The organism is Streptomyces sp. NPDC002104 (genome assembly GCF_053593795.1).
Genome location: NZ_JBSFDF010000002.1, coordinates 68,461 through 80,297 on the forward strand (window position 1 = coordinate 68,461; position 11,837 = coordinate 80,297).

8 protein-coding genes are annotated in these 11,837 nt (G+C 70.9%); 4 read left to right on the forward strand and 4 right to left on the reverse strand.

All coding sequences use genetic code 11. The features are described 5' to 3' along the window. Positions 1-6 precede the first annotated feature (6 nt). From ACWCP2_RS02505 to ACWCP2_RS02515, 3 genes are all read right to left on the reverse strand, one after another. Entirely contained in the window at positions 7-819 is an 813-nt protein-coding gene (locus tag ACWCP2_RS02505; RefSeq protein ID WP_450906741.1) for a hypothetical protein, read from the reverse strand. Between the two features lie 148 nt (positions 820-967). Further along, positions 968-2,236 (reverse strand): metallophosphoesterase, encoded by a 1,269-nt coding sequence (locus ACWCP2_RS02510; protein WP_450906926.1) that lies wholly within the window; start codon positions 2,234-2,236, stop codon positions 968-970. Between the two features lie 214 nt (positions 2,237-2,450). Further along, positions 2,451-3,566 carry a LacI family DNA-binding transcriptional regulator gene (locus ACWCP2_RS02515; protein ID WP_214954921.1) on the reverse strand — a complete coding sequence of 372 codons (1,116 nt, stop codon included), beginning with the start codon at positions 3,564-3,566 and terminating at the stop codon, positions 2,451-2,453. Between the two features lie 362 nt (positions 3,567-3,928). Here ACWCP2_RS02515 and hisC point away from each other — a divergent pair, with 362 nt between their 5' ends. Next, a complete protein-coding gene (hisC, locus tag ACWCP2_RS02520; RefSeq protein WP_450906742.1) occupies positions 3,929-5,011 on the forward strand; it encodes a histidinol-phosphate transaminase in 1,083 nt (360 codons plus the stop codon). Between the two features lie 42 nt (positions 5,012-5,053). On the opposite strand, the gene ACWCP2_RS02525 is transcribed toward hisC, so the two are convergent. Then, positions 5,054-5,422 (reverse strand): cyclophilin-like fold protein, encoded by a 369-nt coding sequence (locus tag ACWCP2_RS02525; RefSeq protein WP_450906743.1) that lies wholly within the window; start codon positions 5,420-5,422, stop codon positions 5,054-5,056. A 189-nt stretch (positions 5,423-5,611) separates the two neighbouring features. Here ACWCP2_RS02525 and ACWCP2_RS02530 point away from each other — a divergent pair, with 189 nt between their 5' ends. The 3 genes from ACWCP2_RS02530 to cydD all read left to right on the forward strand — a co-directional run bounded on the left by ACWCP2_RS02530 (position 5,612) and on the right by cydD (position 11,771). Further along, on the forward strand, positions 5,612-7,117 hold the full coding sequence (locus tag ACWCP2_RS02530) for a cytochrome ubiquinol oxidase subunit I (RefSeq protein ID WP_450906744.1): 1,506 nt from the start codon (positions 5,612-5,614) through the stop codon (positions 7,115-7,117). A gap of 18 nt (positions 7,118-7,135) precedes the next feature. Beyond that, the gene (cydB, locus tag ACWCP2_RS02535; RefSeq protein ID WP_450906745.1) at positions 7,136-8,137 is read left to right on the forward strand and encodes a cytochrome d ubiquinol oxidase subunit II; all 1,002 of its coding nucleotides are present in this window, start codon (positions 7,136-7,138) and stop codon (positions 8,135-8,137) included. Positions 8,138-8,204: 67 nt separating this feature from the next. Next, positions 8,205-11,771 (forward strand): thiol reductant ABC exporter subunit CydD, encoded by a 3,567-nt coding sequence (cydD, locus tag ACWCP2_RS02540; RefSeq protein ID WP_450906746.1) that lies wholly within the window; start codon positions 8,205-8,207, stop codon positions 11,769-11,771. Positions 11,772-11,837 lie beyond the last annotated feature (66 nt).

Here is an 11,837-nt window from a genome sequence, read left to right on the forward strand (position 1 = left end):
GGTGGTCTACTCCGGCGCGGGCTCCGGCCCGCCGAAGTCCGGACTGGTGAAGTCCGGAGACGAGTAACCGGGACGGGGCCCCTCCGCGGGGGTTCCCGGGCTGGTGAAGTCGGGCCGGGTGTATCCCAGGTTGGGGATGCGCCCGGCTCCCGGCTTTCGGGGCGCCGGGAGTCCGGCGCCGGCGCTGGGATCCGCCAGCGCGTCCCGGAGGAACGGCACGATGCCACGCTCCAGCAGGGCGTTGCGCCAGGCTTCGCGGGCCCGCGCCACCTCGTCGGGCACCGCCTCGGTCTCGTCCGCCGCCACCTCGGTGGAACTGTTGCGGACGGCCGTGACGAGCAGCCCGATCACGGCGAAGAGCAGTGCGGCGGCGGTGAGACCGCCGAACAGCCAGCCCGCCGTCAGCATGGTGTCGGCGAAGGCCGGTTCGGGTTCGATCATCTTCAGGATGTAGCCGACCAGCAGGAAGATCAGCATGGCCGTGCCGGCCAGGACCGGCGCGAGGACCGCGACCACGGCGCTGACGCCCGCGCCGCCGTCCTGCCCGTCGCCCTCCTCCCCCGTGCTTCCGGGGGTGGACAGGATCTCGTCCTGCCGCTCTTTGCGGACCTTCACGTAATGGTCGTACTCGGCTGCGGCCGCGGCCGTCAGCAGCCCGGTGGCCCCCATGGCCATGGTGCGCAACTGTTCGGCGTTCAGCCGTTCGCCCAGGGCGGCGAGCTCGGGCCTGGCGTTCGCCGTGCGCAGCGCCTCGTCGAGGAGCCGATCGAACTCCGGTCGGTCTTCGGTGAGCAGGTGCGGAGCGCTGGTCATGTGCATCCCCCGATGCTCCGTGGGGACCGGTATGTCCGTGTTGAACGGGGCGCCGGCACAAACGGAGGAGAGCCTGCTACGGATAGAGCGATGGTAGAGCGCCCACGCCGTACGTCGACAGGGGCTTTCCGGAAATACCCAGCTCCGGGAAGCCTCAGTCGTTCAGCGGGAGTTGTACGACGAGGAGTTTGCCCGCCATCGTCACGCCACCGTCCATCGCGATGGCCAGCCCTTCCGCGTAGACGTGCGGGCCGACGACGGCCTCGGGGCCGTGCGCGCCGTCACCGTCCTCGGTGCCCACCTCGCCCAGCAGGTACGGGATGGGGCTGTGGCCGTGAACGACGCGGCTGCCGCCGTAGGTGCCGATGAGCTCGCGCACGGCCTGGGGGCCGGTCTCTTCGTCGCGGAAGGCGAAGCGCTTGGTGAACTTGCGGAACAGGTCCCAGGTGATGTCGGCGTCGTTGCGGTTGAGGAGCTCGTGGATGGTGTCGTTGACGTCCTCGACCGAGTCGCCGTAGTCGAGGTAGGCGGTGGTGTCCGAGTGGAGGAGCAGGTGGTCCTCCACCAGGACCGCCGCGTCCAGCCGGGACATCCACTGGAGGTGGACGTCCTGCAGCCGGTCCATGTCGGTGCGCTGCCCGCCGTTGAGGAGCCAGGCGGCCTGGAAGGTGGCGGTGCCGGCGCCGGAGACGACGGGGGTGTCCCCGAACCGCTTGGCGCCGATGAGCAGCAGCTCGTGGTTGCCCATGAGGGCCTTGCAGTAGCCGCCCGCGGCGGCGGCTTCGGCGGAGAGCCGCATGACGAGGTCGATGACGCCGATGCCGTCGGGGCCGCGGTCGGTGAAGTCGCCGAGGAACCAGAGCCGGGCGTTGCCGGCGGACCAGTTGCGGTCGGCGTCGATGAGCCCCTGGAACTGCAGTTCGGCGACCAGTTCGTCGATGTAGCCGTGCACGTCGCCGACGACGTAGAGCGGGCCGGGGCCCTCTCCGGGCGTCTCCTGGGGGACGTACTGGATCTGGACGGTGTCGCCGGGGCCGCCGAGCGCGCCGCGCCCGATGACGGGGAGGTCGCGCTGGGTCGGTGTGTACCCCTCGGGGTCGCTCTCCTCGGAGGCGTGGCCCATGGGGCGGCCGACGGGCTCGCCGTGGACGCCGGGGGAGGCGTACGGGGCCTCGTGGCCGTACCCGTGCTGTGCGGGGACGGGAGCCGGGCCCGCGTCGTAGTACGCCGGGTACGCGCCGTAGACGGGGGCGTCCTGCCCGAGCCCCGCGGAGCCGGCCGCTGCCGCTGGTGCGGCTTCTGCGAATCCCGGGAGAGCGGTATGCGAGGCGGGTTCGGCGACCGGCACCCGGAAGTCCCGCTCGGTGTCCGTCCGCACCGCGGGTCCCTGACCGGCCCCCTGAGTCATCGACCCCTCCACCACCGTCGCGCTGCCGTACACCTGCGGACCCTTCCGCCTCCTGGGCGGAGGGTCCGTGATGTCGTGCGCCCATCATAGGAATGCAGCTCGCGCTCTGTGACGCACCAGGGGTGGTGAATCCTGGCCGGAGCTGGCACTTCCTGCTGATTCCTCCCGATATGGGTGTTGCTGAAATCCTCGGCGGGGCCGGCGGCCCCGCCATTGGGCGGCGTGGCGGTCAGTCCTGTGCCGGGGATCGGGGCGGGCTGACGGTCGTACGGGGCTGCCTGCGCTGGGACGAGGTACGGATGATCAGCTCGGTCGGGATGACCTGTTCGACGGGTCCGCCCGTGTCGACGCCCTCGATGGCGTCGATGAGCAGCTGGACGACGGCGGTGCCGATGCGGCGCGGTTTGAGGGACAGGGTGGTGATGGGCGGCTCGGTGTTGGCGTACACGGTGGATTCGCTGCAGCACACGAGCAGCAGATCCTCGGGAACGCGCAGGCCGTAGCGCCGGGCGGCGGCGAGCAGGTCGGTGCCGTTGGGGTCGAACAGGCCGTAGACGGCGTCGGGCCGGTCGGGCCGGGCGAGCAGCCGGTCGGCGGCGACGGCGCCGGCGCAGGGATCGTGGGCGGGGTAGGACTCGTAGACGGGGTCCTGGCCCACGCGCTCGCACCAGCGCAGGTAGGCCGTGGTCGAGAGGCGGGTGTAGGTGTCGGTCGTGGTGCCGGTCAGGAGGCCGATACGGCGGGCTCCGGCGGCGGCGAGGTGGTCGAGGAGCCCGAGGACGGCGGCCTCGTGGTCGTTGTCGACCCAGGCGGTGACGGGGAGTGAGCCGGCGGGGCGTCCGTCGGAGACGACGGGCAGACCCTGGCGGACCAGCTCGGTGACGACGGGATCGTGGTCGGAGGGGTCGATGACGACGGTGCCGTCGAGGGCCACGTTGGACCAGACGTCGTGTCGGGAGGTGGCGGGGAGGATGACGAGGGCGTAGCCGCGCGCGAGCGCGGCGGAGGTGGCGGCCCTGGCCATCTCGGCGAAGTACGCGAATTCGGTGAAGGTGAAAGGTTCATCCCCGTACGTCGTCACGGTCAGGCCGATGAGGCCCGACTTGCCGGTACGGAGGGTCCGGGCCGCCGCGGAAGGGCGGTAGCCCAGCCGGTCCGCGACCTCGCGGACGTGGCGGCGGGTGGCGTCCGGCAGCCGTCCCTTCCCGTTGAGGGCGTCGGAGACGGTCGTGATCGAGACGCCCGCCGCGGCGGCCACGTCCCTGATGCCCGCCCGGCCTTGTCGGCCGGCGGCCCGCCGGGTGGTCTCGGTCCGGCTCACCTGATGCTTCCCTGCTGCTGTCATGGCGAGCCGATAGTAGGGCTCGGTGGGCAGGGCGGTCTGGATGCATATGCACGCGTTGACAGGCACGTTTCTGCACGGTTCGCCACCCCCAATGACCTTGGAAATGAAGGCCTTTGGTTGCGAAGGCTGTCTGGTGCCCTTGTCGACGGGACCGTGCATGCCAAAACGGAGCGCTCTCGGGCCCTGCCCAACTCACCTGTACGAGGGACGCGCGCCACGGCGCAGGCCACCGGCGCACGCATATATGCGTGCGCTCTCCCGCATTCCAGGCGCCCGCCGTTCTCGGATGGGCGGAATCCTCATAAGGTGAGGAGTATTGAGTCGACGGCGACGTCGTACGGGACGGTCGAGGAGGACCTGCGGTGAGCGAGAAGAGCCCGAAGCTGCGCGCCGAGCTGGACGGCATCCCCACCTACAAGCCCGGGAAGCCCGCCGCGGCGGGCGGTCCGGTCGCGTTCAAGCTGTCCTCGAACGAGAACCCGTACCCGCCCCTGCCTGGGGTGCTGGAGAGTGCGGTCGCCGCGGCCGGCCAGTTCAACCGGTACCCGGACATGGCGTGCACGGGCCTGGTGAACGAGCTCGCCGAGCGGTTCGGGGTCCCCGTCGAGCACATCGCCACCGGCACCGGCTCGGTCGGTGTCGCCCAGTCGCTGATCCAGTCGACGGCGGGTCCGGGCGACGAGGTCATCTACGCCTGGCGGTCTTTCGAGGCTTATCCGATCATCGTTCAGATCTCGGGTGCGACGTCGGTCCAGGTCCCGCTGGCCGAGGGCGACGTGCACGACCTGGACGCGATGTTCGACGCGATCACGGAGCGGACCCGTCTGATCTTCGTCTGCAACCCCAACAACCCCACCGGCACCGCCGTGCGCCGTGCCGAGCTGGAGCGCTTCCTGGACCGGGTGCCCTCCGACATCCTCGTCGTGCTCGACGAGGCCTACAAGGAGTTCGTCCGCGACGTGGAGGTCCCGGACGGCATCGAGCTCTACCGCAGCCGCCCCAACGTCGCCGTGCTGCGTACGTTCTCCAAGGCGTACGGGCTCGCCGGCCTGCGCGTCGGCTTCGCGGTGGCGCACGAGCCGGTGGCCGCGGCGCTGCGCAAGACCGCGGTGCCCTTCGGCGTCAGCCAGCTCGCCCAGGACGCGGCGGTCGCCTCGCTGCGGGCCGAGGACGAGCTGATGGGCCGGGTCGGGTCGCTGGTGAGCGAGCGCGCCCGGGTCTACGGCGCGCTGCTGGCCCAGGGCTGGACCGTGGTGCCCGAGACGCAGGCCAACTTCGTGTGGATGCGGCTCGCGGAGCGCACCGCCGACTTCGCGGCTGCCTGCGAGAAGGCCGGCGTGGTGGTCCGGCCCTTCGCTGGCGAGGGCCTGCGGGTCACGATCGGTGAGCCCGAGGCGAACGACCTCTTCCTGCACACGGCGGAGGCGTTCTTCAAGGAGCTGTAGGGCTCCTGCTTCACAGCGCCGCAGAGCTCCCCGGAACCGGCGTCAGGCCAGTTCCACGCGGATGGGGTCGCCGTCGCGGACGGTGGCCAGCAGGCGGGGGTCGCCGTCGAACGAGCCGAGGACGTTGCACGGGCTCGCGAGGCGGCTCTCGCCCCCGCGGGAGATCGGGGTGGGGCCGTAGGGCAGCGCGAGCGCGTCGCCCTCGGTCCAGAACGCGACCGTGCCGGGCTCGACGACCTGCTGGGCGTCGTGCTCCAGGGCCACGGAGACGCCGGTGTCGAAGTAGACCTCCTCGCCCCAGGTGTTCGCGGATGCGGAAAGGGGGAGCGCCTCGGCCAGGGCCTTGGCGGTCGGGGTCTCGTCGAGGGTTGCGGTGAGCTGGCCGGCGGGCCAGAGGAATCGAATCTTCATGGGTCGCATTCAACAATCTGTTGAATTTCTCCGCTAGGGGGTACCCCCCTGAAAGATCCCGACAGCAGTACGACATAATGCTTGTGAATGTGAACGCGTTCACAAGCGTGTCCTGCTTCCTCCCGGATTGAGTGGGATACAAGAGGCAAACTGCGGCTGTGACCACGGCGAAACGAAGGAGACGACGACGTGGACCTAGCTTTGGCGCCAGAGACCCTGGCGCGATGGCAGTTCGGTATTACGACCGTCTATCACTTCCTCTTCGTTCCCTTGACGATCTCTCTGGCCGCGCTCGTCGCGATCTTGCAGACCGCCTGGGTGCGTTCGGAAAAGGAGAAGTACCTCAAGGCCACCAAGTTCTGGGGCAAGCTCTTCCTGATCAACATCGCGATGGGTGTCGTCACCGGCATCGTCCAGGAGTTCCAGTTCGGCATGAACTGGTCCGACTACTCGCGGTTCGTCGGTGACATCTTCGGAGCCCCGCTGGCCTTCGAGGCGCTCATCGCCTTCTTCTTCGAGTCCACCTTCATCGGCCTGTGGATCTTCGGCTGGGACAAGCTGCCGAAGAAGATCCACCTGGCCTGCATCTGGATGGTCTCGATCGGCACCATCCTGTCCGCGTACTTCATCCTCGCGGCGAACTCCTGGATGCAGCACCCGGTCGGCTACCGGATGAACACCGAGCGCGGCCGGGCCGAGCTCACGGACTTCTGGCTGGTGCTCACGCAGAACACCGCGCTGACCCAGTTCTTCCACACCATCACGGCGGCCTTCCTGGTCGGCGGCGCGTTCATGGTCGGCATCGCGGCCTTCCATCTCGCCCGCAAGAAGCACATCCCCGTCATGCGGACCTCGCTGCGGCTCGGCCTGGTCGTCATGATCATCGCCGGTCTGGGCACCGCGATCAGCGGTGACCTGCTCGGCAAGGTCATGTTCAAGCAGCAGCCGATGAAGATGGCCGCCGCCGAGGCCCTCTGGGACGGCGAGGCGCCGGCGCCCTTCTCCGTCTTCGCCTACGGCGACGTCGAAAAGGGCCACAACAAGGTCGCCATAGAGATCCCGGGCCTGCTGTCCTTCCTGGCCAACGACGACTTCAGCTCCTTCGTCCCGGGCATCAACGACGTCAACAAGTCCGAGCAGGAGAAGTTCGGGCCCGGCGACTACCGGCCCAACATCCCCGTCGCCTACTGGGGCTTCCGCTGGATGATCGGCTTCGGGATGGCCTCCCTCGGCGTCGGCATGCTGGGGCTCTGGCTGACCCGCAGGAAGTTCATGCTGCCGCCGGGTCTGCGCACCGGCGAGGAAGAGGTCCCGCACCTGGTCCTCTACAAGAAGGCGCTGAGCCCCAAGTTCACGAACTGGTACTGGATCATCGCGCTCTGGACCATGGGCTTCCCGCTGATCGCCAACTCCTGGGGCTGGATCTTCACCGAGATGGGCCGCCAGCCCTGGGTGGTCTACGGGGTCCTGCGCACCCGGGACGCGGTCTCGCCGAACGTCTCCCAGGGTGAGGTGCTCACCTCGATGATCGGCTTCACGCTGCTCTACGCCGTGCTCGCCGTGATCGAGGTCAAGCTCCTCGTGAAGTACGTCAAGGCCGGCCCGCCCGAGCTCACCGAGGCCGACCTCAACCCGCCGACCAAGATCGGCGGGGACGACAAGAACCCCGACCGGCCGATGGCCTTCTCGTACTGAGGCTGAGGAGACCACACCATGCAACTCCACGACGTCTGGTTCGTGCTCATCGCCGTTCTGTGGATCGGCTACTTCTTCCTGGAGGGCTTCGACTTCGGAGTCGGCGTCCTGACCAAGCTGCTGGCCCGCAACCGTACGGAGAAGCGGGTCCTGATCAACACGATCGGGCCCGTGTGGGACGGCAACGAGGTCTGGCTGCTCACGGCCGGCGGTGCCACGTTCGCCGCCTTCCCCGAGTGGTACGCCACCCTCTTCTCCGGTTTCTACCTGCCGCTCCTGATCATCCTGATCTGCCTCATCATCCGCGGGGTCGCCTTCGAGTACCGGCACAAGCGGCCCGAGGACAAGTGGCAGACCAACTGGGAACACGCGATCTTCTGGACCTCGCTGATCCCCGCGTTCCTGTGGGGCGTGGCCTTCGCCAACATCGTGCGCGGAGTGAAGATCGACCAGGACATGGAGTACGTCGGAAACTTCTTCGACCTGCTCAACGTCTACTCGATCCTCGGCGGCCTGGTCACGCTGACCCTGTTCACCTTCCACGGCGCGGTGTTCACCTCGCTCAAGACGGTCGGGGACATCCGGGACCGCTCGCGCAAGCTGGCCACGCAGCTCGGGGTGGTGACCGCCGTCCTGGCGCTCGCCTTCCTGATCTGGACCCAGGTCTCGCGCGGTGACGGCTGGAGCCTGATCGCCATGATCGTGGCGGTACTGGCCCTGGTCGGAGCCCTCGGCTTCAACCTCGCGGGCCGCGAGGGCTGGTCGTTCGGCCTGTCGGGCGTCACCATCGCGGCGGCCGTCGCGATGCTCTTCCTGACGCTGTTCCCGAACGTCATGCCGTCCTCGCTGAACGACGCCTGGAACCTCACGGTCACCAACGCCTCGTCCAGCGCGTACACCCTGAAGATCATGACCTGGTGCGCGGCGGTGGCGACCCCGCTCGTCCTGCTCTACCAGGGCTGGACGTACTGGGTGTTCCGCAAGCGCATCGGCACGCAGCACATCGTCGACGTGCACTGAGCCGAAGCCCGGCCCCGGCCGACTCGCCCGCCCCGCCCCGCCCGATCCTGCCTGGGGGATGTTTCACGTGAAACCGATCGACCCGCGCCTGCTTCGGTACGCCCGGTCCACCCGACTCTTCCTGGGAGCGGTGGTGGCCCTCGGGCTCGCCGGGGCGGGGCTGGTCGTCGGCCAGGCCATGCTGATCGCCGAGATCGTCGTCGGTGCCTTCGAGGACGGACTGGACGGCGGGGCCCTGCGCACGCCCCTGCTGCTGCTCGCGGCAGTGGCACTCGGCCGGGGCCTGGTCGCCTGGCTGACCGAGCTGGCCGCACACCGGGCGAGCGCGGCGGTCAAGTCGGAACTGCGCGGCCGGCTCCTGGAGCGTGCGACGGACCTCGGACCCGGCTGGCTGAGCGGACAGCGGACGGGTTCCCTGGTGGCCCTGGCCACCCGGGGAGTGGACGCGCTCGACGACTACTTCTCGAAGTACCTGCCCCAGCTGGGGCTCGCGATCGTCGTCCCCGTGGCGGTGCTCGCGCGGATCGTGACCGAGGACTGGGTGTCGGCGGCGATCATCGTGGTCACGCTCCCGCTGATCCCCCTGTTCATGATCCTGATCGGCATGGCCACCCAGTCCCGGATGGACCGCCAGTGGCGGCTGCTGTCCCGGCTCTCGGGACACTTCCTGGACGTGGTGGCCGGCCTGCCGACCCTGAAGGTCTTCGGCCGCGCGAAGGCCCAGGCGGAGTCCATCCGCAAGATCACCGATGACTACCGGCAGGCCACGATGCGCACGCTGCGCATCGCGTTCCTGTCCTCGTTCGCCCTGGAACTGCTGGCGACCCTGTCGGTGGCGCTGGTCGCCGTGACCATCGGCATGCGGCTCGTCCACGGGGAACTGGACCTCTACACCGGGCTGGTCATCCTGGTCCTGGCGCCCGAGGCGTACCTGCCCCTGCGCCAGGTCGGGGCGCAGTACCACGCCGCGGCGGAGGGACTGGCCGCCGCGGAAGAGATCTTCGAGGTGCTGGAGACCCCGGCCGCCGCATCGCCGGGATCCGCTGCCGTGGCGGTGTCGGGACTGCGGATCGAGCTCGACGGGGTGGCCGTCCGGTACGAGGGCCGGGGCGAGGACTCCCCCGGCCCCGTCTCCCTGACCGTGGAACCGGGCGAATGCGTGGCCCTCACCGGGCCGAGCGGCGCGGGCAAGTCCACGCTGCTGCAGGTGCTGCTGGGCTTCGTGACGCCGAGTGCGGGCCGGGTCCGCGTCGGGGGTACGGACCTGGCCGCTCTGGCGCCCGAACAGTGGCGGGAGCGGATCGCGTGGGTGCCGCAGCGGCCGCACCTGTTCGCGGGGACGATCGCGGAGAACGTACGGCTGGCGCGGCCCGGCGCCGACGCCGCCGAGGTGACCGCCGCGCTGGTGGACGCCGGGGCCTGGGAGTTCGTACGGGCCCTGCCGCGGGGGGCGGACACCCTGCTCGGTGAGGGCGGGGCCGGACTGTCCGCCGGACAGCGACAGCGGCTCGCGCTGGCCCGGGCGTTCCTGGCGGACCGGCCGGTGCTCCTGCTCGACGAGCCGACGGCGGCCCTCGACGGCGAGACCGAGGCGGCCGTGGTGGAGGCGGTACGCCGCCTCGCGGTCGGCCGGACCGTCCTGCTGGTGGTGCACCGGCCGGCCCTGCTGGCGCTGGCCGACCGGGTCGTACGGGTCGGGGCCGGCCCCGCCGGGCCCTCCCCGGCCGCACCCCTCCCGGCCGCGCGGGCCGGGCAGCCGGCGCCGGGACCGGCGCCGCGCGATCCCGGCGAATGGATCCTCGGAGACGCCCCGGAGCGGGCGGCCGGTCCGGGCGGCGGCGATGCCGGCGGCGGCGATCCGCTCAAGCGGGTGCGCGGTGTGGCCAAGGCCTGGCAGGGACGGTTCAGGCTCGGGCTGTTCCTCGGAGCGCTGGCCGTCGGATGCAGCGTCGGGCTGATGGCCGTCTCCGGATGGCTGATCTCGCGCGCCTCCGAACAGCCGCCCGTGCTCTACCTGATGGTGGCCGTCACCGCGACACGGGCCTTCGGCATGGGACGGGCCGTCTTCCGCTACGCCGAGCGCCTCGTCTCCCACGACGCGGTCCTGCGGATGCTCGCCGACCTGCGCGTCTCGGTGTTCCAGCGGCTGGAGCGGATCGCGCCCGCCGGGCTGCGCAGCCACCGGCGCGGGGATCTGCTGACCCGGCTGGTGGCCGACGCCGACGCCCTCCAGGACTACTGGCTGCGCTGGCTGCTGCCCGTCGGCACCGCACTGCTCGTGGGCACCGGCTCGGTGGCGTTCACCGCCTGGCTGCTGCCCGGGGCCGGGGCGGTCCTCGCCGCGGGGCTGCTGGCCGCCGGTGTCGGGGTACCGCTCGTCAGCGCGGTCTGCGCCCGCCGGACGGAGCGACGGCTCGCGCCCGCCCGGGGCGAGCTCGCCACCCGTGTGGCGGATCTCCTCACCGGAACCGCCGAGCTCACGGTCGCCGGAGCGCTCGGCGGGCGCCGGGCCGCCGCCAAGGAGAGCGACCGCACGCTGACCGGGATCGCGGCCCGCGCGGCCGCCGTCACCGGCCTCGGGAGCGGGCTGTCGGCCCTGGTGACCGGAGTGACCGTGGTGTGCGCGGCCGCCGTCGGGGCGGATGCCGTCGCCGGGGGCCGGCTGTCCGGGGTGGCCATGGCCGTGGTCGTCCTGACCCCGCTGGCCGCCTTCGAGGCCGTCAGCGGGCTTCCGCAGGCCGTCCAGTACCGCCAGCGCGTGCGGCGCAGCGCCGAGCGGGTCTACGAAGTCATCGACACGCCCGCCCCGGTCACCGAGCCGGAGCGGCCCGAAGCCCTGCCCGCCTCTCCCTTCCCCCTGCGGCTGACGGGGCTCGCCGCCCGCCACCCCGGGCAGGAGAGGGACGCGCTGAGCGGGCTCGACCTGACCCTGGAGGCGGGCCGCCGCATCGCGGTCGTCGGGCCCTCGGGGGCCGGCAAGACCACGCTGGCCCAGGTCCTGCTGCGCTTCCTGGACCAGCACGAAGGCACGTACACCCTGGGCGGGACCGATGCGCGCGCCCTCGACGGGGACGACGTGCGCCGGATCGTGGGCCTCTGCGCCCAGGACGCGCACATCTTCGACAGCTCCGTACGGGAGAACCTGCGCCTGGCCGCCCCGGGAGCCGACGAGTCGCGGCTGCGGGAGGCCCTCGCGGCGGCCCGGCTGCTGGAGTGGGCCGAGGGGCTCCCGGACGGGCTGGACACGCTGGTCGGCGAGCACGGCGAGCGGATCTCCGGGGGGCAGCGACAGCGCCTCGCCCTGGCGCGGGCGCTGCTCGCGGACTTCCCGGTCCTCGTCCTGGACGAGCCCGCCGAGCACCTGGACCTGGCCACGGCCGACGCGCTGACCGCGGACCTGCTGGCCGCGACCGAGGGCCGCACCACCGTGCTGATCACGCACCGGCTGGCCGGGCTGGAGGAGGTCGACGAGGTGCTCGTCCTGGACGGCGGCACCGTGGTCCAGCGCGGTCCGTACGCGGAGCTGGCGGAGGCCCCCGGTCCGCTGCGCGCCCTGCTGCGGCGGGAGCGGGAAGCGGACGGGACGGGCGACTCCGTGCAGGCTCGACTTTCCTCGCTAAACGGGACTAACTAGGCTCAAGGGCATGTCAGCGCAGGAGTCCCAGGAATCGCCCGAGTACCCGCCGGAGTCCTCACCGGA